Origin of the sequence: Burkholderia sp. Tr-20390 (assembly GCF_017104595.1) — a bacterium.
Classification (GTDB): domain Bacteria; phylum Pseudomonadota; class Gammaproteobacteria; order Burkholderiales; family Burkholderiaceae; genus Burkholderia.
Genome location: NZ_JAAGPC010000006.1, coordinates 77,202 through 101,402 on the forward strand (window position 1 = coordinate 77,202; position 24,201 = coordinate 101,402).

The 24,201-nt window shown below is 67.9% G+C and carries 22 protein-coding genes; 11 read left to right on the top strand and 11 right to left on the bottom strand.

Translation table 11 applies throughout. The annotated features are described in order from the left end of the window. Positions 1-20: 20 nt before the first annotated feature. A complete protein-coding gene (locus G3N98_RS03990) occupies positions 21-662 on the top strand; it encodes an OmpW family outer membrane protein (protein WP_089431137.1) in 642 nt (213 codons plus the stop codon). A gap of 81 nt (positions 663-743) precedes the next feature. Here the strand turns inward: G3N98_RS03990 and G3N98_RS03995 are convergent, their stop codons facing one another. Continuing rightward, positions 744-947, bottom strand: coding sequence for a DUF1289 domain-containing protein (locus tag G3N98_RS03995; protein ID WP_010095552.1), 204 nt, complete (start codon positions 945-947; stop codon positions 744-746). 420 nt (positions 948-1,367) lie between these two features. Between G3N98_RS03995 and G3N98_RS04000 the strand changes: the two genes are divergently transcribed. The 4 genes from G3N98_RS04000 (at position 1,368) to G3N98_RS04015 (ending at position 5,450) form a co-directional block, all read left to right on the top strand. Next, positions 1,368-2,462, top strand: coding sequence for a polyamine ABC transporter substrate-binding protein (locus G3N98_RS04000; protein WP_047900781.1), 1,095 nt, complete (start codon positions 1,368-1,370; stop codon positions 2,460-2,462). 86 nt (positions 2,463-2,548) lie between these two features. Beyond that, positions 2,549-3,709, top strand: coding sequence for a polyamine ABC transporter ATP-binding protein (gene potA / locus G3N98_RS04005; RefSeq protein ID WP_089472891.1), 1,161 nt, complete (start codon positions 2,549-2,551; stop codon positions 3,707-3,709). Further along, the gene (locus tag G3N98_RS04010; protein ID WP_089425520.1) at positions 3,706-4,632 is read left to right on the top strand and encodes an ABC transporter permease subunit; all 927 of its coding nucleotides are present in this window, start codon (positions 3,706-3,708) and stop codon (positions 4,630-4,632) included. Before potA ends, G3N98_RS04010 begins: the two co-directional genes overlap by 4 nt. Further along, positions 4,629-5,450: an ABC transporter permease subunit gene (locus tag G3N98_RS04015; protein WP_089431135.1), complete on the top strand. Its 822-nt coding sequence runs from the start codon at positions 4,629-4,631 to the stop codon at positions 5,448-5,450. Before G3N98_RS04010 ends, G3N98_RS04015 begins: the two co-directional genes overlap by 4 nt. A 178-nt stretch (positions 5,451-5,628) precedes the next feature. Here G3N98_RS04015 and G3N98_RS04020 read toward each other — a convergent pair whose 3' ends face one another. The 4 genes from G3N98_RS04020 to G3N98_RS04035 are packed head-to-tail and all read right to left on the bottom strand — an operon-like array spanning position 5,629 to position 9,213. Next, positions 5,629-6,435, bottom strand: a complete 807-nt coding sequence (locus G3N98_RS04020) for a sulfite exporter TauE/SafE family protein (RefSeq protein ID WP_206147273.1) — start codon at positions 6,433-6,435, stop codon at positions 5,629-5,631. 18 nt (positions 6,436-6,453) lie between these two features. Beyond that, entirely contained in the window at positions 6,454-8,121 is a 1,668-nt protein-coding gene (locus tag G3N98_RS04025; RefSeq protein ID WP_206147274.1) for a bifunctional protein tyrosine phosphatase family protein/NAD(P)/FAD-dependent oxidoreductase, read from the bottom strand. A gap of 31 nt (positions 8,122-8,152) precedes the next feature. Next, positions 8,153-9,037 (bottom strand): MBL fold metallo-hydrolase, encoded by an 885-nt coding sequence (locus tag G3N98_RS04030; protein ID WP_206147276.1) that lies wholly within the window; start codon positions 9,035-9,037, stop codon positions 8,153-8,155. After that, complete coding sequence (locus G3N98_RS04035; protein ID WP_206147278.1) at positions 9,034-9,213, bottom strand: hypothetical protein; 180 nt, start codon at positions 9,211-9,213, stop codon at positions 9,034-9,036. The genes G3N98_RS04030 and G3N98_RS04035 overlap by 4 nt, the downstream gene beginning before the upstream one ends. A 72-nt stretch (positions 9,214-9,285) precedes the next feature. Here G3N98_RS04035 and G3N98_RS04040 point away from each other — a divergent pair, with 72 nt between their 5' ends. From G3N98_RS04040 to G3N98_RS04055, 4 genes are all read left to right on the top strand, one after another. After that, entirely contained in the window at positions 9,286-10,683 is a 1,398-nt protein-coding gene (locus G3N98_RS04040) for a sigma 54-interacting transcriptional regulator (RefSeq protein ID WP_206147280.1), read from the top strand. Positions 10,684-10,764: 81 nt separating this feature from the next. Continuing rightward, positions 10,765-11,295: a DUF4124 domain-containing protein gene (locus tag G3N98_RS04045; RefSeq protein WP_206147282.1), complete on the top strand. Its 531-nt coding sequence runs from the start codon at positions 10,765-10,767 to the stop codon at positions 11,293-11,295. A 163-nt stretch (positions 11,296-11,458) separates the two neighbouring features. Continuing rightward, the gene (locus G3N98_RS04050; RefSeq protein ID WP_089472885.1) at positions 11,459-12,022 is read left to right on the top strand and encodes a DUF2975 domain-containing protein; all 564 of its coding nucleotides are present in this window, start codon (positions 11,459-11,461) and stop codon (positions 12,020-12,022) included. An 8-nt stretch (positions 12,023-12,030) separates the two neighbouring features. Beyond that, on the top strand, positions 12,031-12,255 hold the full coding sequence (locus G3N98_RS04055; protein ID WP_089472884.1) for a helix-turn-helix transcriptional regulator: 225 nt from the start codon (positions 12,031-12,033) through the stop codon (positions 12,253-12,255). Between the two features lie 138 nt (positions 12,256-12,393). Here the strand turns inward: G3N98_RS04055 and G3N98_RS04060 are convergent, their stop codons facing one another. The 4 genes from G3N98_RS04060 to G3N98_RS04075 form a co-directional block, all read right to left on the bottom strand. Next, positions 12,394-13,422 carry a MerR family transcriptional regulator gene (locus tag G3N98_RS04060; RefSeq protein ID WP_206147284.1) on the bottom strand — a complete coding sequence of 343 codons (1,029 nt, stop codon included), beginning with the start codon at positions 13,420-13,422 and terminating at the stop codon, positions 12,394-12,396. Between the two features lie 118 nt (positions 13,423-13,540). Then, positions 13,541-15,115, bottom strand: a complete 1,575-nt coding sequence (locus G3N98_RS04065; protein WP_206147286.1) for an efflux transporter outer membrane subunit — start codon at positions 15,113-15,115, stop codon at positions 13,541-13,543. 2 nt (positions 15,116-15,117) lie between these two features. Continuing rightward, positions 15,118-18,264, bottom strand: coding sequence for an efflux RND transporter permease subunit (locus G3N98_RS04070; protein WP_206147287.1), 3,147 nt, complete (start codon positions 18,262-18,264; stop codon positions 15,118-15,120). Further along, complete coding sequence (locus G3N98_RS04075) at positions 18,261-19,370, bottom strand: efflux RND transporter periplasmic adaptor subunit (RefSeq protein ID WP_089425510.1); 1,110 nt, start codon at positions 19,368-19,370, stop codon at positions 18,261-18,263. The genes G3N98_RS04070 and G3N98_RS04075 overlap by 4 nt, the downstream gene beginning before the upstream one ends. A gap of 186 nt (positions 19,371-19,556) precedes the next feature. Between G3N98_RS04075 and G3N98_RS04080 the strand changes: the two genes are divergently transcribed. Beyond that, positions 19,557-20,177: a TetR/AcrR family transcriptional regulator gene (locus G3N98_RS04080; RefSeq protein ID WP_089425509.1), complete on the top strand. Its 621-nt coding sequence runs from the start codon at positions 19,557-19,559 to the stop codon at positions 20,175-20,177. A gap of 54 nt (positions 20,178-20,231) precedes the next feature. On the opposite strand, the gene G3N98_RS04085 is transcribed toward G3N98_RS04080, so the two are convergent. Together G3N98_RS04085 and G3N98_RS04090 are read right to left on the bottom strand one after the other, a co-directional pair. Further along, entirely contained in the window at positions 20,232-21,965 is a 1,734-nt protein-coding gene (locus tag G3N98_RS04085) for a ClcB-like voltage-gated chloride channel protein (protein ID WP_206147306.1), read from the bottom strand. Between the two features lie 103 nt (positions 21,966-22,068). Continuing rightward, complete coding sequence (locus G3N98_RS04090) at positions 22,069-23,136, bottom strand: YeiH family protein (protein ID WP_089425506.1); 1,068 nt, start codon at positions 23,134-23,136, stop codon at positions 22,069-22,071. A 112-nt stretch (positions 23,137-23,248) separates the two neighbouring features. On the opposite strand from G3N98_RS04090, the gene G3N98_RS04095 reads away from it, so the two are divergent. After that, positions 23,249-24,142 (top strand): LysR family transcriptional regulator, encoded by an 894-nt coding sequence (locus G3N98_RS04095; RefSeq protein WP_089472880.1) that lies wholly within the window; start codon positions 23,249-23,251, stop codon positions 24,140-24,142. The last annotated feature ends 59 nt before the right edge of the window (positions 24,143-24,201 follow it).

A 24,201-nucleotide genomic window follows, 5' to 3' on the forward strand; every position in this document is an offset into this window, starting at 1 on the left:
ATTCTTTGGGGGTCCGTACCATGCATAAAACGATTCGAACTTGTGTCACCGCTGCGGCCGTTGCTGCCGCTTTCGCCGCGATGCCTTCGCTGTCGCACGCAGCCTCGCCGGGGGACGGCATCAACCAGGGCGACGTCCTGGTCCGGCTGCGCGCGATCAGCATCCAGCCGAACGAACGCGCGAGCGATACGCTGGGCGCGCTCAACGTCGGGGTGAACAACGCGATCGTGCCCGAGCTCGACTTCACGTACATGATCCGCGACTACCTCGGCGTCGAGCTGATCCTGGGTACGTCGCGGCACCAGCTGACGTCGAGCGTCGGCAATCTCGGCGGCGTGGGCGTGCTGCCGCCGACGCTGCTGCTGCAGTACCACTTCAACCATGCCGGCAAGGTGCGTCCGTACGTCGGCGCGGGCGTGAACTACACGTACTTCTACAACAACGGGCTCAACGTCGGCGGGCAGGGCGTGTCGATCAACAAGAGCAGCTTCGGCCCCGCGCTGCAGTTCGGCGTGGACGTGCAGGTGACGAAGAAGATTTTCATGAACGTCGACGTGAAGAAGATCTGGATGAGCACCGATGCGACGCTGGGCGACAAGGGCATCGGCACGCTGCACATCGATCCGCTGATCGTCGGCGTGGGCGTCGGGATGAAGTTCTAGACGCGAAGGGAAAAGAACAGAGTTGGGGTTGGCGGCATGTCGGTCGGCATGCCGCTTTTTTTATGCGCGGCGGCGGCGGATTTACAGCTTGTCGTACTGGAAGCGCATCGCGGTGCCTTCGCGCGAGATGCGCTCCCACACCGCGCGCTTTTCGTCGTCGCTCAGGAACACCCAGTTCGACACTTCGGCAGCCGTGCGGCCGCAGCCCTTGCAGACTTCGTCGAAGAGGGTCGAGCACACGCCGATGCAGGGGCTGTCGGGCAGGTCGTGGAGATTGGAGGCCATCGGAAGGGTTCACGCCGTTGAATCGTCAGCCGCCATTTTAATGCATCGCGGCCGGACGGTCGGACGGGTGCGGCCGGCATGCCGTACCGGTGCAGGGGCGTGACAGTACGGCGGGTTCGGGCACAGCGCGCCAGGCGGTTCGCGTCCGGCCCGCGGACGCAGGTGCGCCGCCGCCCGTTTTTCCCGGTGGACAGCCGCCGATTACCCGATAGAATTCCCCGGGAACGCCCCGCCGCACGGGCGGCCAGCCTGGCCGGCGGCGGTAATCTGTTCCGTTTGCGCGACACCGGCATGATTTTTTTGTGACGGGGCGCGAATGATGGTAGTTTTCGGGGTTTTCGAGGGGCGGCGCGCCAGAATGCGCCGTCATGACGAGGCAGACGGCAGCCGGACACACGGTCCGGCCGTAGGGAGAACGGGATGAAAGCAAAGGTAGTGGGCCGGTTCGCAGCGCTCGCGCTGTGCGTGGGTGCATCGGCGGCAGCGGCGAAGGATACGCAGCTCAATGTCTATAACTGGTCGGACTACATTGCGAAGGACACGATCCCGAACTTCGAGAAGCAGGCCGGCGTCAAGGTCCGCTACGACAACTACGACAGCGACGACACGCTGCAGGCGAAGCTGCTGACGGGCAGCTCGGGCTACGACATCGTCGTGCCGACCAGCAACTACGCGGGCAAGCAGATCGCCGCCGGCATCTTCGCGCCGCTCGACAAGTCGAAGCTGCCTAACCTCAAGTACCTCGATCCGCAACTGATGGCGCTCGTCGCCGGCGCGGACCCGGGCAACAAGTACTCGGTGCCCTGGGCGTACGGCACGACCGGTCTCGCGTACAACCTGACGAAGGCGCAGCAGGCGCTCGGCAAGGTGCCGCTCGACAACTGGGACATCCTGTTCAAGCCGGAAAACATCTCGAAGCTGAAGACCTGCGGCGTGTCGGTGCTCGACGCCCCCGACCAGATGTTCGCGGCGACGCTGCACTACATCGGCAAGGATCCGATGAGCACGAACCCGGCCGACTACAAGGCCGCGATGGAAGTGCTGAAGAAGATCCGCCCGTACATCACGCAATTCAACTCGTCGGGCTACATCAACGACCTGGTCGGCGGCGACATCTGCTTCGCGTTCGGCTGGTCGGGCGACGTCGTGATCGCGAAGCATCGCGCGATCGAGGCGAAGAAGCCGTACAAGGTCGAGTACTACATTCCGAAGGGCGGCGCGCCGGTGTGGTTCGACGTGATGGCGATCCCGAAGGACGCGAAGAACAAGGATGCCGCGCTGCAGTGGATCAACTACATCGAGGATCCGAAGGTGCACGCGGCGATCACGAACGCGGTGTACTACCCGAGCGCCAACGCAGAGGCCCGCAAGTACGTGCGGCCCGACGTCGCGAACGACCCGGCCGTCTATCCGCCGGCCGACGTCGTGAAGACGCTGTTCCTGCTCAAGCCGCTGCCGCCTGAAATCCAGCGTCTGCAGACGCGTCTGTGGACCGAGCTGAAGTCGGGCCGCTGACGCGAGCCGGAGTGAATCAGCAGTCATGAAGCCCCTGGTGCCCCCGGGGGCTTTGTTCGTTCAACGCAGGAGAGAAGCAGCACATCATGAATAGCCAGTCGGGCGCGCCGGTCGCGGGCGCGCCGTCCTCCGTTTCCTCCTCCGGCGCCGATGCGCGCGCCGAGAACTTTGTCCAGATCGTCGACGTCGTCAAGAAATTCGGCGACACCGAAGCCGTGCGCAGCGTCAACCTGACCGTGCGCCAGGGCGAGCTGTTCGCGCTGCTCGGCAGCTCGGGCTGCGGCAAGTCGACGTTGCTGCGGATGCTCGCGGGCCTCGAGACGGTCACGTCGGGCAAGATCCTGATCGACGGCGAGGACCTCGCGCAGATGCCGCCGTACAAGCGGCCCGTGAACATGATGTTCCAGTCGTATGCGCTGTTCCCGCACATGTCGGTCGAGTCGAACGTCGCGTTCGGTCTCAAGCAGGAAGGCACGCCGAAGGCCGAGCTGAAGGAGCGCGTCGCTTCGGCGCTCGAACTCGTGCAGATGAGCAAGTACGCGAAGCGCAAGCCGCATCAGCTGTCCGGCGGCCAGCAGCAGCGCGTCGCGCTCGCGCGCTCGCTGGTCAAGCGGCCGAAGCTGCTGCTGCTCGACGAGCCGATGTCCGCGCTCGACAAGCAGATCCGCCAGCGCACGCAGATCGAGCTCGTCAACATCCTGAACAAGGTCGGCGTCACCTGCATCATGGTCACGCACGACCAGGAAGAGGCGATGACGATGGCCAATCGCCTCGCGGTGATGAGCGAAGGGCAGATCGTGCAGATCGGCTCGCCGAACGAGGTGTACGAATATCCGAACAGCCGCTTCTCGGCCGAATTCATCGGCTCGACGAACCTGTTCGACGGCGTGACCGTCGAGGACGAACCCGACCACGTGTACATCGAGTCGCCGGAGCTGCCGAGCCGGCTGTACGTGAGCCACGGGATCTCGGGCCCGCTCGGGATGCCGGTCACCGTGTCGGTGCGCCCCGAACGGATCGCGCTCACGCGCAAGCCGCCCGAAGGCGCGTTCAACTGGGCGCGCGGCCGGATCAGCAACGTCGCGTACATGGGCGGCTACTCGCTGTATCACGTGAAGCTCGACGGCGGCAAGACGGTGATCGCGAACGTGTCGAGCCTCGCGATTTCGGAGCTCGAGACGCCGGCGCTCGGCGACGAGATCTACGTGCGCTGGAGCGCGACGGCCGGCGTGGTGCTGACGTCATGACCGCGTTCAAGTCCCTGCTCGAGTGGCCGGTGCGGCGCTTCAACCTGACGGGCGCCACGGCGGTCGTCGCCGGGCCGTTCACGTGGCTCGTGCTGTTCTTCCTCGTGCCGTTCGTGCTGGTCGTCAAGATCAGTTTCGCGGAGCTGCAGCTCGGCATTCCGCCGTACACGGAGCTCGCGTCGTACGCGGACGGCGTCGTGCACGTCGCGCTGAACCTGTCGCACTATGCGTTCCTGTTCACGGACAGCCTGTATTTCGCGACTTACGTGAATTCGGTGTGGGTGGCCGCGATCACGACGCTGCTGTGTCTGCTGATCGGCTATCCGATGGCTTACTACATCGCGCGCTCGAACCCGGCGACCCGCAACCTGCTGATGATGGGCGTGATGCTGCCGTTCTGGACGTCGTTCCTGATCCGCGTGTATGCGTGGATCGGCATCCTGAAGAACAACGGGCTGCTGAACAACTTCTTGATGTGGATCGGGCTCACGCATACGCCGATCGAGCTGTATCGCACCAACTACGCGGTGTACATCGGGATGGTCTATTCGTACCTGCCGTTCCTCGTGATGCCGCTCTACGCCCACCTCGTGAAGATGGACCTGCGCCTGCTCGAAGCCGCGTACGACCTCGGCGCGAAGCCGTGGAAGGCGTTCGTGCAGATCACGCTGCCGCTGTCGAAGAACGGGATCATCGCGGGCTGCCTGCTCGTGTTCATCCCGGCGGTCGGCGAGTACGTGATTCCCGAACTGCTCGGCGGCGCGAACACGCTGATGATCGGCCGCGTGATGTGGAATGAGTTCTTCAACAACGCAGACTGGCCGATGGCGTCGGCGGTGACCTGCGCGATGGTGCTGCTGCTGCTCGTGCCGATGGCGATGTTCCAGCACTTCCAGGCGAAGGAGCAGGGAGGCCGCCGATGAAGCCGAATCGTTACCTGCAGTTCGCGGCGCTGTTTGCCGGCTTCGCGTTCCTTTACATCCCGATCATCAGCCTGATCGTCTATTCGTTCAACGAGTCGAAGCTCGTCACCGTGTGGTCGGGTTTCTCGTTCCGCTGGTACGCGGCGCTCGTCGAGGACGACGAGCTGCTGACGGCCGCGTGGCTGTCGCTGAAGATCGGCGTGCTGACCGCGTTCGCGTCGGTGTTCATCGGCACGTGGGCCGGCTTCGTGCTCGCGCGGATGGGGCGCTTTCGCGGTTTCGCGCTGTTCAGCGGGATGATCAACGCGCCGCTCGTGATTCCCGAGGTGATCCAGGGGATCTCGCTGCTGCTGCTGTTCATCGAGCTGGCGAAGTGGATCGGCTGGCCGGCCGAGCGCGGCGTGTTTACGATCTGGCTCGGCCACGTGATGCTGTGCATCTCGTACGTCGCGATCATCGTGCAGTCGCGCGTGCGCGAGCTGAACCCGTCGCTGGAAGAAGCCGCGCTCGATCTCGGTGCGACGCCGCTGAAGGTGTTCTTCACGATCACGCTGCCGCTGATCTCGCAGGCGCTGATCGCGGGCTGGCTGCTGTCGTTCACGCTGTCGATCGACGACCTCGTGCTGTCGGCGTTCCTGTCGGGCCCCGGCTCGACGACGCTGCCGCTCGTGGTGTTCTCGCGTGTGCGGCTGGGCTTGAACCCGGAGATGAACGCGCTCGCGACGCTGTTCATCGTCGCGGTGACGGCCGGCGTCGTGATCGCGAACTTCGTGATGCTGCGCCAGGAACGCAAGCGGATGGCGGGGTTCGCGGCCTGACGTTCGGGTTGCGATCGCTACTGTAAAAAAACGCCCGGTGCCGACGACGAGTCGGGCCGGGCGTTTTGTTTGGGTGGCGCTGCGTGTGGATCGGTGCTGGTCTATACGCGATTGCGACAGATGAACGGCATCGTAGACGGGACGCGGGTTCGATTCCCGCGCCCGGTCGCGCACCGCCCTACGCGCCGAACGCCGCCTTCGCCAGCAGCCCGAGCGCGACGCACACGAGCACGGCCGCGAACCCGGCCTGCACGTGCCGCGCGGCGAGGTGGCGCGACGCGCCACGACCGGCGGCCATGCCGAGCGCGGTGGCGACGGTGAACCACAGCGTCACGTCGAGCGGTGCGCGCGTGCCCGACACGAGCGTGGCGAACACGCCGCCGGTGCCGACGAGCGCGATCACCATCAGCGACGTCGCGACGACACCGTGCATCGACACGTTCGTGAACTTGCGCAGCATCGGCACGATCACGAAGCCGCCGCCGACACCGAGCAGCCCCGTCATCAGGCCCGTCATCGCGCCGGTCGACGCCAGCGCGACGCCGACCGGCCAGGACCACACGAGCCGGCCCGTATCGGGATTCACGCGGCCGACGCACAGCGGCGACGCTTCCGCGTCGACCGGCGCGTGCCGCAGCGCTTGCAACAACAGGCGGCCGGCGACGACCAGCATCGTCAGCGCGAACAACGCGAGCAGCAGGCGTTGCGGCAGCACGTGCGCGAGCCGCACGCCGAGCGTGGTCAGCGGCACGCCGGCCACGGCCATCAGCAGCGCCGCGCGATAGCGCACGAGCCCGCGGCGGAAACCTTCGAGCGCGCCGAGCGCGGCGCTGCCGGCCACTGCGACGAGCGCGACGGGCGTGGCCTGCTGCATCGGCCAGCCCATGCCGACGACGAGCGCGGGCACCGCGAGGATGCCGCCGCCGGCGCCGGTCAGGCCCAGCACGGCGCCGACGAAACCGCCCAGTACGAGGGAAATCAGCATGACGTCAGCGGGCTCCGGTCAACGTGCGATCGCGGGCTTCGCAAGCCATTCGCGGCCCTTGAGCATCGCCTTCCAGTAAAGCGGCGGCAGCACGCGCTCCTTGAGCAGCCACGCGAGCCGCGACGGGCGCTTGCCGTCGATCAGCCACGCGGGGAAGGTCGGCGCGACCTTGCCGCCGTACAGGAATTCGGCGAGCACGATCTTGCCGCGCTCGACGGTGAGCGGGCACGAGCCGTAGCCGTCATAGGCGGCATCGCCGTGCGCGCGGCCGAGCGACGCGAGCAGGTTGTGCGCGACCACTGGCGCCTGCTTGCGGGCGGCCGCGGCCGTTTTCGCGTTGGTCGTGTTGGTGGCGTCGCCGAGCGCGTAGACGTCCGGATACTGCTTGTGCCGCAGCGTCGCCGGATCGACGTCGATCCAGCCGGCTGCATCGGCGAGCGGGCTCGACCGCACGAAGTCGGGCGCCTTCTGCGGCGGCACGACGTGGATCATGTCGAACGCACGCACGACGGTTTCCTTGCCGCCGTCCGGCAGCGCGCGCGTGAACGTCGCGCGTCGCGCGGGCCCGTCGATCGACACGAGGTTGTGGCCGAACGACAGCGCGATGTCGTAGCTTTTCACGTATTCCATCAGCGCGGGCACGTAGTCGGCGACGCCGAACAACGCGGCACCAGCATTCAGGAACTCGACGTTCGCGGCCTCGAGGCGGCCCGCGCGCCGCCAGTGGTCGCACGACAGGTACATCGCCTTCTGCGGCGCGCCCGCGCACTTGATCGGCATCGGCGGCTGCGTGAAGAGCGCGTTGCCGCCGCGGAATGCGCGAACGAGTTCCCACGTGTACGGCGCGAGATCGTAGCGGTAGTTGGACGTGACGCCGTTGCGGCCGAGCGTGTCGGCCAGGCCTTCGATCCCGTGCCAGTCGAGCTTGAGCCCCGGGCACACGACGAGCTTGCGATAGCCGATGCGGCGGCAGCCGTCGAGCACGACCGTGTGCGCGTCGGGCTCGAAGCCCGCGACGGCGGCCTGGATCCGGTGCACGCCGCGCGGCAGCACGTCGGTCATCCGGCGTGCGGTGGTCTCGGGCCGGAATACGCCCGCGCCGACCATCGTCCAGCCCGGCTGGTAGTAGTGGACGTCGGCCGGATCGATCACCGCGATGTCGAGCGATGCGTCACGCGCGAGCAGGCTCGATGCAACCGCGATGCCTGCTGCGCCCGCGCCGACGATCACGATGTCGTGCCGCGCGTCGACGGCCGGTGCCGCCTGCCTGCCGCCTTGCGCGACGCGTGAGGCGATCGCGTGCAGGTCGTAGCCGGCCGCAGCGGCCGTCGCGACGATGTCGTTCAGCGGACGCAGGCCGGCTTGCGACAGCGCCCACAGCGTGGCCGAGCGCGTGCCGCTGCGGCAGTACGCGAGCACCGGCCCTTCGAGCGACGCGACGAGCGCGCCGAACTGCGCGGCCTGGTCGTCGGTCACCTTGCCGGTATCGACCGGCAGGTAATGCACGTCGATGCCGAGCGGCGCGGCGACCGCGCGGATTTCGGTGACGGTCGGCTGGTCGGGGCCTTCGCCGTCGGGGCGGTTGCAGATGATCGCGCGGATGCCGGCCGCGTGAAGCGCGGGCAGGTCGGCCGCCGCGATCTGCGGCGAGACCGACAGCGTGTCGGTCAGCTTGCGGATGGTCATGTCGGGGGTCTCCGGATGGGGGGCGTGTCGCTCAGATCGCGTCGAGCGGGATCTTCAGGTAGCGCACGCCGTTGTCTTCGGGCTCGGGCAGGTGGCCGGCGCGCATGTTGACCTGCACGGACGGCAGCATCAGCACGGGCATCGCGAGCGTGGCGTCGCGCGCGGTGCGCATCGCGACGAAATCGTCCTCGGTCACGCCGTCCTTCACGTGCACGTTCGCGCGGCGCTGCTCGGCCACGGTCGTCTCGAACTGCACGTCGCGGCCACCCGGCTGGTAGTCGTGGCACAGGTACAGGCGCGTGTCGGGCGGCAGGCCGAGCACGCGCGCGATCGAGCGGTACAGCGTGCGCGCGTCGCCGCCGGGGAAGTCGCAGCGGGCCGTGCCGTAGTCGGGCATGAACAGCGTGTCGCCGACGAATGCCGCGCGCTGTGTCGCGTCGTCGACGCAGTAGGTCATGCATGCGGGCGTGTGGCCCGGCGTATGCAACGCGCGGATCGTCAGCGCGCCGAGCGCGAGCGTGTCACCGTCGTCGAGCAGCCGGTCGAACTGGCGACCGTCCTGCGCGAAGCCGGGGCCCGCGTTGAACAGCGTGCCGAACACGTGCTGCACGCGGCGCACGTGCGAGCCGATCGCGATCCGGCCGCCGACGTGTTCCTTCAGGTACGGCGCGGCCGACAGGTGGTCGGCGTGCACGTGGGTTTCCAGCAGCCAGTGCACGTCCGCGCCGAGTTCGGCGACGCGGGCGATCAGCCGGTCGGCGCTCGCGGTGTGCGTGCGGCCGGATTTCGGGTCGTAGTCGAGCACGCTGTCGATCAGCGCGCACGCGCGGCTCACGGTATCGAGCAGCAGATAGCTGACGGTGTGGGTCGCCGGGTCGAAAAAGCCTTCGACCGACAGCGTGGTGGCATGGCTCACGGGGTGTCCTCGATCGGGTTCTGCATCTGCAATCGGGATGGGTTACTCAAGAAGCGTGCCAGCGTGCGCCGACGCACCGGCCGATCCGCCAGGGACTTGATTCGGCTCGGGTTTTCGGTGCAGTTGCAGCGATGCGCGGGTGTTGGCGGCACCCGGCTGCGGCTGCTGACTGCCATGTTTGGCAGTGTCGTGGCAGAATTGGCAGCCTGCCTGGCAGTTCGTCAGGCTGCCTTTCACCGAGCGTCCGCATGAATCCGCACGACACCATCCCGATCGTCCCCGCGCCGCGCCGCGACGCCATGCCCGACGTGCGCGCGCTCGTCGCGTATCTCGAGCAGGATCCGCAGCCGATGATCGTCGTCGATCCCGACTACCGCATCCTCGCGGCGAACGATGCGTACCGGCGCCAGTTCGGGGTCGCGGGCGTCGAGCACGTGGGCCGGCACTGTTTCCAGGTCTCGCATCACTACGACGTGCCGTGCGACCAGGCCGGCGAGCATTGCCCGATGAAGCAGGCGCTCGAATCGCGCGGGCTGAACCGCGTGCTGCACATCCACCATACGCCGCGCGGCCCCGAGCATGTCGACGTCGAATTGCGGCCGATCTTCGATGCCGACGGCAACGTGATCGCGTACGTCGAGCGGCTGACGACGGTGCGCAGCGCGTCCGCGCAGCCGAGCGCGGAAGGGCTCGTCGGCGGCGCCGACGCGTTCAATGCGGCGCTCGGCGCGTTGCAGCGCGTCGCGCCGTCGATGTTGCCGGTGCTGCTGCTCGGCGAATCGGGCACCGGCAAGGAGCTGTTCGCCCGCGCGCTGCACGAGGCGAGCGACCGCGCGATGGGGCCGTTCGTCGTCGTCGATTGTTCGGGGATCGCCGAGACGCTGTTCGAGAGCGAACTGTTCGGTTACGAGAAGGGCGCGTTCACGGGTGCGAACCAGCGCAAGCCGGGCCTCGTCGAGACCGCGCAGGGCGGCACGCTGTTTCTCGACGAGATCGGCGACGTGCCGCTGCCGATGCAGGTGAAGCTGCTGCGCCTGATCGAGTCGGGCACGTTCCGCCGTGTGGGCGGCGTCGAGGCGCTGCGTGCGGATTTCCGGCTGGTCGCGGCTACGCACAAGCCGCTGCGCGAGATGATCGACGACGGCCGGTTCCGGCAGGACCTCTACTACCGGATCAACGCGTTTCCGATTCCATTGCCGGCGCTGCGCGAGCGGCGCGGGGACGTCGCGCTGCTGGCCGAATCGATCCTGCGGCGGATCGCGAACACGCGTGCCAGTGCGGGCGATGCGGGCGCGCGGCCGTTCGCGGCCCGGCCGTTCGTGCTGACCGAGCGCGCGCTCGCGTGTCTCGATGCGTACGCGTGGCCGGGCAACATCCGCGAGCTGCGCAACGTGCTCGAACGCGCGTGCCTGTTCGCGGACGACGGGACGATCCGGATCGAGCATCTGCCCGCAGAGCTGGTCGCCGCATCGGGCGCGCCGCAGGACCGGGCTGCCGATGCGCGCGGCGTGTCGGACGCGGAACTCGTGCGCATCGCGCGCACGTTCGACGGCACGCGCAAGGCGCTCGCCGAGCAGGTCGGGATGAGCGAGCGGACGTTGTACCGGCGGATGAAGGCACTGGGGCTCGGGACGCGCGAGCGCTGAGCGTGCGCACGCGACGGGTGGCTGGCAGCGGCAGGCGGCTTTGTCGATAATGGCGCGTTCGAATCTGCCTCCCCCTCGCCGATGAAAAGACGCCTCCTTTCGCCTTGCCTGTTTCTAGCAGCCTCTGCGCTGTGCAACGTGGCGCAGGCCGCCGCCGAGTACACGTGGACCGACGCGGCCGGCGCGCATGCGGTGACGCTCGCGAGAACCGAGTCCGGCGACGACGTCGAACTCAAGGTCGCCGCGACGCTCGACGGCCGGCCCGACTGGACCGTGCGTGACTACGTGAAGGCATGCCCGGTCGACGTGATTCTCGACGTCGTCCCCGCGTCGATCGAAATGCGCGACCTGCTCGGCAACGGCCGCAAGCAGTTCCTGTTCGCGTACAAGATCGGCTGTCGCGGTGATGTGAGCGCCGACCAGGTCAAATACTTCCTGATCGACCAGGGCACGAAGTACGTGCTGCGCGGCGAGGAAACGGTCACGGTCAACGGCAAGTTCATGGACGGCGGCGCGGCGCCCGTGCCGAATGCGGACCTGAAAGCCCAACCCGCGTTTCTGCGCTACATGACGAAGCACTGGCACGGGATCAGCGTGCGCGACTATCGGTAGGGACGCGCGCGGCGGCCGCGACGGTGCGTTCGACATGCGCCTGTCGAGGTGAATCGAGCGTGCTGTACGATAAGAAATCATGGATGTGCGATGATTAATTATCGTTTTACGATAATTTTCGGTGTACACTCAACGCACATTCATTTCCCGCCGAGGACTTCGCATGCATTCCGATCGCATTGCCCGTATCAGCCAGTGCATGGCTGCCGTCACGCTGTCGTTGATCGTCGGCTTGTTGGTGCTTAACGCAGCGTTCTGGGCCTTTCCGTCGTTGATCCTGAGTCGAACTGGGCCCGGGTTTGCATTCGGCTTGTCCGACTCGGTGATCTCCAACCTGAACGTCGACGTCGCTGCGTTCCCGTGGTGGCAGAAGGTCGGCGGCTTTCTGTTGTCGGGCGTACCGCTCGTCGCGCTTGCGAACGGCCTGCGTCACCTGCGTCTGCTGTTCCGCACGTATGCGCAGCGCGACTACTTCTCCGCGCAAGCGGCCGGCCATCTCGGCAAGACCGGGCGCGCGATCGGCCTGTGGGTATTGCTGAGCGTACTGTGCGAACCGCTCCTCAGTATGTGGGCGACGATGCTCGAACCGGTCGGCCAGCGGATGGTCAGCATCGGCTTCGGTCTGCCGTACGTCGTCGCGCTGTTCACCGCGGCCTGCATTGCCGTGATCGCACACATCCTCCGGCAGGCGAGTACGCTCGACGCCGAGCATCGGCAGTTCGTCTGAGGCGCGCCATGTCGATCGTGGTCAGGCTCGATGTGATGCTCGCGACGCGCAAGGTCCGCTCGAAGGATCTCGCGGCCGCCGTCGGCATCACCGAACAGAATCTGTCGCTGCTCAAGCAAGGGAAGGTCAAGGGCATCCGCTTCGCAACGCTCGAGGCGATCTGCCGCTATCTCGACTGCCAGCCAGGCGACCTGCTCGCGTTCAGCGATGACGGTGTCGGCGAGGCGGACTGACACACCGTGACTTCCAGGTGCCGAGGTGACGTGGTGGCGGCGTGCCGCCGGTCCCGCGCCGCGCACGGGTTGCAAAGGTGAAGCGGGCGACACACGGAAAACCCGCCTGCCGCCCGCAAGCTCATGCGCTCAACCTGCTCAACGCGCCGGCGCCAGCTGCGCCATCGCCTCCCGCACGAAGCCGATCAGCGTGTCGTCGATCCACGAATCCTTCGTCAGCGACGGCTCGTTCATCATCGCGTGGCGGAATTTCGCGTGCGTGGCCGGATCGTTGCCGGCATAGCTGCAGAACAGCGTGAGCCAGCGCTGCGCGAGCGCGCGGCCTTCCGGTGAATCCGGCCGAGCGCCCGCATCGATGGCATCGCGCACGTCGCCCATCAGTTGCGGCCATGCCATCGCGCTTTCACCATAGTGCGCCCGCATGAAGCGGATCTCGTCCGGCGCGAGATACTTCTCGAAGATCCGCATCTTGGTTTCCGATGACGCGCGCAGCACATAGTCGCGCAGCGCGGTCGAAATGCCGATCTTCGACTGCATCGCCGGTTCGTGTTCGTGCATCAGGTTCAGCTTCGCCAGCAGCCGTGGATCGCCGTTCGTGTCGCGCACGAGCAGCGCCATCCAGCGGCTGGCGAGCGCACGGGTGCGTTCGTCCTCGGCGGGCACGCCCGCGTCGTGCAGCGCACGCACCTCGTCGACGAGTGCGATCCATTCGGCGTCGCCCGCCTGGCTCTTCTGGTACATCGGCAGGCGCGCGAGTTCTTCCTCGGAAAAATATTTGTCGTACACGGTCATCAACTCCAGTGTGGTGAGCCAATCAGCCAGCTCCGGCTCCGTGCCCGCGGCGAGCTGCGCATGCAGGTTTACGAGCCGCTCGCGCAGCTGCGTGGTCTGCGCGAGCTGACGGTCGAGCAGCGCGATCTGCTTCGCGACGATCTCGACGAGCGGCGTGTCGGGCTGGTTCAGGTGGTCGCCGATTTCGGTGAGCGACAGGCCGAAGCGACGCAGCGCCTGGATCTGGTGGAGCCGGGCGATGTCGTGGCGGTCGTACAGCCGGTAGCCGTTGTCGGCGCGCGCCGAAGGCGTCAGCAGACCGATCGCGTGATAGTGATGAAGCGTGCGGACAGTCAGCCCGCTGCGTTTCGCCAGTTCTCCCACTTTCAGTCGCATTCGTTCCTCCATTCGGGTCGCACACTGGAGTCTCGAACGTTACGCTACGTGAGGGTCAAGCGGAAGATCGGAAATCGGGTGCGCGGCGGGATTCCGCGCACCCGATCGCAGGGCCGGCTTATTGCGGCGAAGGCGGGGTGTCGGCGCCGGCGGCGCGCGCTTGCTGGCCGGTGGCGGACGCGTCGGCCGACTTGTCGGTCTTGCCCGACTGGTCGGCCTTGTCAGTCTTGTCGACCGGCGGCGTGCCCATCGCCTGGTAAAGCCGCGCGGTATCCGCGAACCGCGCGCCGGTCGCGCGGATCTCGTCGAGCCGTGAGTTGCGATACTGCAGCTCGCTGGCGCGCGCGGCCGACGGCGGCAGTGCGCCGAGCCGCACGCGGGCCGCCGCGTCGTCGTACGCGCCGCGCGCGGACAGCGCGGCACGGGACGACGCGTCGAGCGCCTCCGCATCGTGCTCGAGCGCGGCGAGCGAATCGGCGACGTTCTGGAACGCGCCGAGCACGGCCTGCTTGTACTGGTCGACGGCGGCCTCGTAGGTCGCCTTCGCCGCGCGGCGCTGCGCGAGCAGCGCGCCGCCATGGAAGATCGGCTGGCTCAGCGACGCGCCGATGTTCCAGATCGAGCCGGCGCCCGACAGCATCGTCGGCCAGCTGAAGCCGCCTTTACCCATCGCCGCCGACAGCGACAGTTGCGGGAACATCTGCGCGGTCGCGAGGCCGACTTCGGCCGCGGCCGCCTTCAGCCCCGCGTCGGCCGCCTGGATGTCCGGGCGGCTTTGCAGCAGGTCCGACGGCACGACGACGGGCACCTGCTCGGGCAGGTGCAGGTCGGCGAGCGTCAGATCGGCCGGCGGCTGGTCAGGCGTGCGGCCGACCAGCACCGCGAGCGCATGGCGCGCCGAGTCGCGCTGCTGGCGCAGCGCGGGCAGGCTTGCCGCGAACGTGTCGGCGCTTTGCCGCGCGTTCAGCGCGTCGCTGCGCGAGGCCGATCCGAGCGCGTAACGGCGTTCGGCATCGTGCGCCTGATCGTTGGCGAGCGCGACGAGCCGCTCGGTCGTATTGATCTGCGCATTCAGCACCGACACCGTGATCGACGCGGTGACGATGTTCGCGGCCAGCGCGCGTCGCGCGGATTCGAGCTGGAACGCGCTGACGTCGACGCGGCGGGCCAGCGCGCGGTTTGCGAAACGCGACGCGCCGAACAGGTCGATCGTGTAGCTCGCCTGCAGCTGCCCGACGAACGTGTCGTACAGCAGCGTCGGCGCGCCGAGCGCGGGAATCGGCACGCCGAGCGCGCGCTGGCGGGTCGCCTGGCCGCCCGCGTCGATCGACGGCAGCATCGAGCTGCCGATCTGCCCGCGCAACTGTTCGCGCGCGGCATCGAGCGAGTGGGATGCCGCGCTCAACGTCGGGCTGTTGCGCAGCCCTTCGTCGACGAGCGCGTTCAGCGCGTCGGAGCGGTACTGTTTCCACCAGTCGGGCACCGGTTGCGCGCCGACCTCGAACTGCTGCGTGACGCCTTGCGCGGACACGGTCTGCTGGACTTGCGGCGCGGCGCCATAGTGCGCGGGCGACGGCATCGCGGGCGGCTCGCCGCTCGGCGCGAACCAGGCGCAGCCCGCGAGCGGGCCGGCGAGGCTCGCCACCGCGAGTGCCCGCACGGCGTGTGTTTTCAGGTTCATCGATCGATCCATGGTCAGGCTCCCGACGGCGCGGCAGGCGTGCCGCCAGGCGGCGGGCCGTCATGCGGGTCGCGTTCGTCGTGCTTCACGCGGAACCACGTCGCATACAGCGCAGGCAGGTAGAACAGCGTCAGCACGGTCGCGCTCGTGATGCCGCCCATCAGCGCGGTTGCCATCGGCCCGAAGAAGTTCGAGCGCAGCAGCGGGATCAGCGCGAGTACGGCGGCCGCGGCCGTCAGCGTGATCGGGCGGAAGCGCCGCACGGTCGCGCCGATGATCGCGTCGATACGGCGGTGGCCGACCGCGATGTCCTGCTCGATCTGGTCGACGAGGATCACCGAGTTGCGCATGATGATCCCGAACATCGCGATCACGCCGAGCATCGCGACGAAGCCGAACGGCTGGCCGAACAGCAGCAGCGTCGCGACCACGCCGATCAGCCCGAGCGGCGCGGTCAGCACGACCATCAGCACGCGCGAGAAGCTCTGCAGCTGGATCATCAGCAGCGTGAACACGGCGATCGCCATCAGCGGCATCTGCGCATTGATCGACTTCTGCGCCTTCGCGCTTTCCTCGACCGAGCCGCCGATGTTGATCTGGTAGCCGACCGGCAGTTGCGCGCGCAACGTGTTCAGCTTCGCGTCGACCGCATGGGTGACGTCGATGCCCTGCGCGCCGGCGCGCACGTCGGACTGCACGGTGATGGTCGGCTGGCGGTCGCGCTCCCACACGACGCCGTATTCGAGCGTCGGCTTGAAGCGGCCGAGCGAGCCGAGCGGCACGGGGCCATTCGGGGTCGGCAGCGCGAGGCCGGCGAGCTTGCCCGGATCGACACGATCGGCGCGCGGCGCGCGCAGGTCGACCGCGATCAGCTTGTCGCGCTCGCGGTACTGCGTGACGGTCGTGCCGGACAGCGTCATCGCGAGGAAGCTCGACACGTCCTGCGACGTGACGTTCAGCTCGCGCGCCTTCTTCTGGTCGATCTCGAAGCGCACCGAGCGCTCGGCCGGCTCGTCCCAGTCGAACTGGACGTTGACCGTGCGTGCGTCGCCGCGCATCGTCGCCGCGACCTTCTCGGCGATCGAGCGGACCGTCGCGATGCTGTCGCCGCTCACGCGGAATTGCACCGGATAGCCGACCGGCGGGCCGTTCTCGAGCCGCGACAGCCGCGAGCGCACGGCCGGGAACTGCTCGCGCAACGTGGTTTCGAGCCAGGTCGCGAGCTTTTCGCGGTCCTTCACCGATTTCGCGGTGATCACGAACTGCGCGAAGTTCGGCAGTTGAAGCTGCTGGTCGAGCGGCAGGTAGAAGCGCGGCGCGCCGCTGCCGACGAAGTTCACCGAATGATCGATCTCGGGGCGCTTGTCGATCACTTTCTCGAGCCGTTCGGTCTCGCGCAGCGTCGCCGCGAACGACGCGCCTTCGGGCAGCCGCAGGTCGACCAGCAGCTCGGGGCGGTCGGAGCTCGGGAAGAACTGCTGCGGCACGAGCGTGAAGCCCATCAGCGCGACGACGAACAGCGCGCCGGTGATCAGCAGCACGACGAAGCGCCGTTCGATGCACCAGTCGATCCAGCCGCGCAGCCGCCGGTAGAAGCGCGTGTCGTAGATGTCGTGCTCGTGGTCGTCGGGCAGGTGCGCTTCATGCGCTTGCCGCTTGCGCTCGGGCAGCAGGTGGAAGCCGAGCAGCGGGATCAGCACGACCGCCGCGAACCACGACGCGATCAGTGCGATCGCAGACACCTCGAAGATCGAGCGCGTGTATTCGCCGGTGCTCGATTTCGCGAGCGCGATCGGCAGGAAGCCCGACACGGTGACGAGCGTGCCCGTCAGCATCGGGAACGCGGTGCTCGTATAGGCGAACGCGGCGGCGCGGGCACGGGTGTAGCCCTGTTCGAGCTTCACGGCCATCATCTCGACCGCGATGATCGCGTCGTCGACCAGCAGCCCGAGCGCGAGCACGAGCGTGCCGAGCGACACCTTGTGCAGCCCGATGTCGAACAGGTACATGAAGAGAGCGGTGACCGCGAGCACCACGGGAATCGAGATCACGACCACCATCCCGGTGCGCAGGCCGAGCGACACGAGGCTCACCACCAGCACGATCGCGACGGCTTCCGCGACGGCTTCGAGGAAGTCATCGACCGAATGCGCGACCGCATGCGGCATGCTCGATACCAGCGTCAGCTTGAGGCCGGCCGGCAGTTGCGCCTGCAGATCCTTCGATTCGGCGTCGAGCGCCTTGCCGAGCCGGATCACGTCGCCGCCCGGCTGCATCGTGACGCCGATGCCGAGCACCGCCTTGCCGTTCGAACGCATCTGCGTGACGGCCGGATCGTCGTAGCCGCGCTTCACCGTCGCGAGATCGCCGAGCCGGAACGTGCGGCCGTTGATGCGGATCAGCGTGTCGGCAATCGCGTCGACGTTGTCGAACTGGCCGCTCGGCCGCACGAACACGCGGTCGTCGGCGGTCGTCAGCGTGCCGGCCGACGAGATGTCGTTCTGCGCGTTGATCGCCTGCCCGAGCTGCTGCGGCGAGATGCCGAGGCGCGTGAGCTGCGCGTTGTTGACCTCGATGAAGATCCGCTGGTCGGGGTCGCCGAAATAGTCGACCTTGCCGACACCCGGCACGCGCAGCAGCACGGTGCGCAGCTGGTCGGCGTAATCGTGGAGCTGCGCGGGCGTGAAGCCGTCGCCTTCGAGCGTCCAGATGTTGGTATAGACGTCGCCGAATTCGTCGTTGAAGAACGGGCCCTGCACGCCGGGCGGCAGCGTATAGCCGATGTCGCCGACCTTCTTGCGGATCTGGTACCAGGTTTCCGGCACGTCCTTCACGGGCGCCGAATCCTTCATCGTGAAGAAGATCAGCGATTCGCCGGGGCGCGAGTAGCTGCGCAGGAAGTCGATGGCCGGCGTTTCCTGCAGCTTGCGGCCGATCCGGTCGGTGACCTGTTCCTGCACCTGCCGCGCGGTCGCGCCGGGCCAGAACGTGCGGATCACCATCACGCGGAACGTGAACGGCGGGTCTTCGGATTGCGCGAGGCGGGTGTAGGCAAGGATGCCCGCGAGCGTCGCGAGCGCGATCAGGTAGACGACCAGCGCCTGGTGGCGCAGCGCCCACGCCGACAGGTTGAAGCGGCCTTCTTCGTAGGAAACGCTCACGATGCGAAGTCCTCCGGATGCAGCGGCGCGATCGCGCGGACCTTCTCGCCCGCGCTGACCGTGTGCACGCCCTGCAGCACGACGCGTTCACCGGGCTGCAGCCCGTGCGACACCGTCACCGTGCGCTCGTTGAAGCGCGCGACGTCGACGCGGCGCAGCTCGAGCGTGTCGTCCTTCGTGCGCACGACCCACACGGCCGGCTGCTGGCCGTCATGGAACAGCGCGGTCGCGGGCAGCGTGATCGATTGCGCGTCGCCGGCGGCCGGTGCGCCGTCGAACGCGACGCTGGCCGTCATCCCGAGCCGGATCGCCGGATCGGGCGCGGCGAGCGTGAGCTTCACGCGATACGTGCGGCTTTGCGGATCGGCGGCCGGTGCGATTTCTCGCACCTTCGCGGCGAACGGGCGGCCCGGCAGCGACGGCAGCGTGACGGTGGCCGCGTGGCCCGGCGTGAGCGATGCAAGCGCGGCCTCGGGCACGTCGCTGACGACGTCGACGTCGCCGGACCACGCGAGCTGGTAGACGGCCTGGCCGGCCGACACGTTCTGGCCGGTGTCGGCCTGTTCGGCGGTGATATAGCCCGCGTGGTCGGCGACGAGCGTCGCGTAGCGGAGCTGGTTCTTCGCGAGCGCGAGCTGCTGCTGCGCCTGGTCGCGCTGCGCGAGCGCCGACGTGTAGCTGTTCTCGGTCTGCTCGAGCTGCGCGGTCGCGATCAGGTTTTCGCGCGCCTGCGCGCGATCGCGGTCGAGCTGCTGCTTCGCGAACGCGAGGCTGTGCGTCGCGGCATCGAGTTGCGCCTGCGCGCTCGCGGCGTTCTTCTCGACGTCGGACGGATCGAGCAGCGCGACGACCTGGCCGACCTTGACCGTATCGCCGAGGCGCACCTTGCGCTCGATGATCTTGCCGGCGATGCGGAACGACAGCGGGGTGGCGTAGCGCGGCTGGATCTCGCCGGGGAGCGTGCGGGCGACGGCAGCGTCGTCGGCATGAGCGGGCAGCGCGACGACGGGGCGTGGGGCGGGCGGCGCGGATTCTTTCGGATGACAGGCGGCGACGACGAGCGCGGCGCCGACCAGCAGCGCGACGCGGGAACCGGAGCGATTCACGAAACCCCCAGATGAGGTGAGAGCGAGAGCGGAACGAAGCCGGCAAGCGCGGCGGGCGCTTGCCCCGAGCGGCGCCGGCACGGGCGTGCGGACACCATCTTTCAGAAACTGTGGCGAATTCTAATACACACCTGTATCTGAATGCAAAGATGAATCCGAAAGGTAAAGGGTGCTAGACTGCGCGCCATGAAACCACAGCGCTTAACTCGCGAGCAGAGCAGGGACCAGACGCGCGAACGTCTGCTGATTGCCGCGCACCGTATTTTTCTGAAGAAAGGTTTTGTCGCCGCGAGCGTCGAGGACATCGCGGCGGCGGCCGGCTATACGCGCGGCGCGTTCTACTCGAATTTCCGCAGCAAGTCCGACCTGCTGCTGGCATTGCTGGAGCGCAATCACGCGGAGGTGCAGGCCGATTTCCAGGCGATCTTCGACGGGGGCGGCACGCGCGAGCAGATGGAGTCGATGTCGCTCGCGTATTACCGGACGCTGTTTCAGGACGACGAATATTCGCTGCTGTGGGGCGAGGCGAAGCTGCAGGCCGCGCGCGACGCGAAATTCCGCGTGCGCTTCAACCAGTTCCTGCATGGCAAGCGCCTGCAGATGGCCGAGTTCATCCGGCGCTTCTCCGAGCGCGCGGGTACGCCGCTGCTGCTGCCGGCGGAGACGCTGGCGTTCGGGCTGATGTGCCTGTGCGACGGCGTGCAGTCGTACTACTCGGCCGATCCGCAGCACGTGTCGGCCGAGGTGGCCGAGTCGGTGCTGGCGGGGTTCTTCGCGCGCGTGGTGCTTGGGCGCGCGCCGGACTGAGCGGGCTCCGGCCTCGGGCCACCTTCGTCACGCTGCCGGCGACGAACCGGCCGGTCAGCGCTCGCCGGTCATCCGCCGGTACGCATCGAGCAGCGACGTCTTGTAGACGACCCCGGCGAGCGTCGGCTCGGCTTCGCTTTCGATCACCGGCAGGCGTTCGCCCTGGAACGCCATGAACCGTTCGAGCGCGGTGGCGAGCGGCATGTCGGGCGTGAGCAGCGGAAACGGCGTGTGCACATAGTGCGCGGCCGTCTTGTCGGCCGTGTCGCGCTTGTCGAGCAGGTCCGACGTGATGTCCTTCAGCGCGACCGCGCCGCGAAAGCGCCCGGCGTCGTCGGTCACGTACAGATACTTCACCGGATATTCGAGGAACACGCGCGTCATGTCGGCGACGCTCGCGGTGAGCGGCACGACCGTCTGCGCGGGCTGGATCAGCTCGCGCATCTGCGTGGTGCGGATCCGGCTGCGTTCCTCGGCATCCTGGTGGTGGTGCAGCGTGATCTCGTACATCGACGTCGTGCCGGTCGCGCGCGCGACGAAGTACGCGAAGACGCAGGACACCAGCAGCGGCAGCACGACCTGGTAGCTGAGCGTCATCTCGAAGATCATCAGGATCGCCATCAGCGGCGCCTGCGTGGCGCCCGTCAGGAACGCGCCCATCCCGACGATCGCGTACGCGAAGTACGCCGACGTATGGCCGGGCCACACGGCTTGCATCGCGAGCCCGAACAGCGAGCCGAACACCGCGCCGACGAACAGCGTCGGCGTGAACACCCCGCCGATCGCGCCGGAGCCGACGGTGGCGGAGGTCGCGATCACCTTGAACACGAGCACCGCGACGAGTGCCTGCCAGGTCCACGGCGAATGGAGGATGAGGTTCACCACGCTGTAGCCGTTGCCCCACACGTCCGGCACCCAGACCGAGATCACGCCGACGACGAGGCCGCCGAGCGCGAGCCGCACGGGCAGCGGCACGGGCAGCCGCTTGAACTGGTTCTTCGACGCATCGAGCAGGTGCAGGAACTGCGGCGCGAGCACGCCGCACAGCGCGCCGAGCACGACGAACAGCAGCACTTCGGGGCCGGTGACGGCCGGAAACACCGGCATCTCGTACGGCGGCCGGTAGCCGGCGAATTCGCGCATCACGATGTTCGCGACGACCGACGAGACGATCATCGGCCCGAGACTTTCCATGGCGATGCCGCCGAGCACGATCTCCGACACGAAGAAGGCGCCGGCGATCGGCGCGTTGTACGCGGACGTGATGCCGGCGGCCGCCCCGCAGGCGACCAGCAGGCGCAGGCGCGGCGGGTCGAAGTGCACGAAGCGGCCGACCAGCGACGCGGCGAGCGCCGCGAGCTGCACCATCGGGCCTTCGCGGCCGATCGAGCCGCCGCTGCCGATCGTCAGCAGCGACGACACGCTGCGCCACAGGCTCTGGCGGACCGGCACGATGCCGTTGCCGAGCGCGACCGATTCCATGTAGTCGGTCTTGGCGGCCTGCTTGGCGCCGCGGGTCGCGAGCAGCAGCACGCAGCCGGCGAGGAAGCCGCCTGCGGCCGGCATCCAGAACCGCACGTACCACGGCAGGCGCTTGGCCATCTGCACGAAGCTGCCGCTTTGCCCGGAGATCAGGTGCTGCATCAGGTCGATGCCTTCGCGGAACGCCATCGTGGCAAAGGCGCCGCCGACGCCGACGATGGCCGACCAGATCAGCATCGTATGGGAGTCCGACAGGCGGAACAGCGTTTGGGCGCGAGTGCGCAGCTTCAGCAGGAACGAGAGCACGGCTGAAAGAGGGCGATGGAAAACGACGCGAAGCATAGCACTGCGCCGCGCCCGCGGGACCTTCCCGTCGGGCGCGGCGCGCGAAGTGTCACGGGCGGGCAACTCAGCCAAGCCAGTGCTGCACGGCCCAGGTGATCCCGTAGCCGCCGGCGATCAGCCACACGTACAGGATCAGGCCGGTCATCAGCGCCCGGGGGCCGGCTGCGCGGATCTGCGCGACGCGGGTTTCGATGCCGAGCGCGGTCATGGCCATCGTCAGCGCAAAGGTGTCGAGCACGTTCAGCGTGTGGGTGACGTCGGCGGGCAGCACGTTCAGCGAATTGACGATCACGAAGCCGAGGAAGCCGAGTGCGAACCAGGGCACGGCCACCTTCCGCTTGCCGTGCGCGCCGCCGGCAGTGGCGCGTGCCGAGCGGGCCAGCCACCCGCCGAGCACCAGCAGCACCGGCACCAGCAGCATCACGCGGGTCATCTTGACGATCGTCGCGATGTGCGCGACCTGCGGGCTGATGTCGCTCGCCGCGCCGACCACCTGCGCGACCTCGTGGATCGTGCCGCCGAAGAACAGGCCGAGGCCGGCCGGATCGAGGTTCAGCAGCCCGGCGTGATACGCGATCGGGTACAGGAACATCGACAGCGTGCCGAACAGCACGACGCTGCCCACGGCCATCGCGCTCTGGTGCGGCTTCGACTGCAGCGTCGATTCGAATGCGAGCACGGCGGCCGCGCCGCAGATCGCGCTGCCGGCGGCGGTCAGCAGCGCGGAATCGCGGTCGAGCTTCATGATCTTCATGCCGGCCCAGGTGCCGATCACGAGCGTGCTGACGACGACCAGCACCGACACCGTCAGGCCCGGCAGCCCGACCTGCGCGATTTCCTGCAGGCTCACGCGCAACCCGAAGAACGCGACCGCGATGCGCAGCAGCTTGCGCGCGGAGAAATTGACGCCGGCCGCCCAGCTGGCCGGCATGCCGTCGCGCAGCGCGTTGCCGTACAACGCGCCCGCGACGATGCCGACGATCAGCGGCGACAGGCCGAGCCCCGCGATCGCGGGAAGCTGTGACAGGCTCGTGACGGCGGCGGCGAACAGCGCGACGAACAGCACGCCGTTCAACTGGCCGCGCATCGACGGCGCGGCGGGGCTGAGATGGGGAGTCGGAGCAGTGGACATGGAAGCACCGTGATGGAGCGTGTTGCGATGGTGTAATCCTAATTTCGTTATATCGATATGAAAAATTGTGATTTGTGACGTAAACTATCCGGAAAGCCGATAATTTATCCCCATGACCCCGGATCAACTGATAACGTTCGCCGCCGTCGCCGAGCACCTGAACATCAGCCACGCCGCCGTGGCGCTGCATCTGTCGCAGCCGGCCGTGTCGGGCCAGTTGCGGCTGCTCCAGGACGAATTCGGCGAGCCGCTGTACCAGCGCGAAGGCCGCGGTATCCGCCTGACCCCGGTCGGCGAGCAGCTCGCGCAGTACGCGAAGGCGCAGCGCGACACCTTCGCGCAGGCACGTGCGTTTCGTGACGCGGTACGCGGCCTCGAGGCCGGCACGCTGCGCATCGGCGCGAGCACGACGCCCGCGAGTTACCTGCTGCCGTACCTGATCGCGGCGTTCCAGCCGCGCGCGCCGCGCGTGGCGATCCAGACGATGAGCGGCAACACGGCCGACGTGGTCGCGGCGCTGCCGTCGCTCGATATCGCAATGATCGAAGGGCCGCCCGGCGAGGCACTGCCGCCGGGCACCGCGGTGCACGCGTGGCGCGAGGACGAGATCGTGGCGATCGTGCCGACCGGCCATCCGCTGGCCGCTCCGGAATATGCGGCCGGGGTCACGCTCGACGCGCTGGCCGCCCATCCGCTCGTGCTGCGCGAGGCGGGGTCCGCCGTGCGGCAGCTCGTCGAGCGTGCGTTCGCGCAAGGCGCGGCGCCGATGCGCGTCGCGTTCGAGATCGCGGGCGTCGAGGCCGTGAAGGAAGCCGTGCGGGCCGGGATGGGCGTCGGGTTCGTATCGGCGATGTCGCTGCGTCACGACGATGCCGCGCTCGTCCTGCGCTCGCTCGCGCCCAAGCCGCTCACTCGTCACTTTTCCATTCTCGTGCCGCACGGCGGTGCGCCGTCGCGGGTCGCCGCCCAATTCCTCGAAATGAGCCTCGCGCACGACAGCGCCTGAGCGAACGAACCCGGCCCGGGAACGTGCGTTGCGCGCCGTCGGGCGCGCGTTCGCGCCGT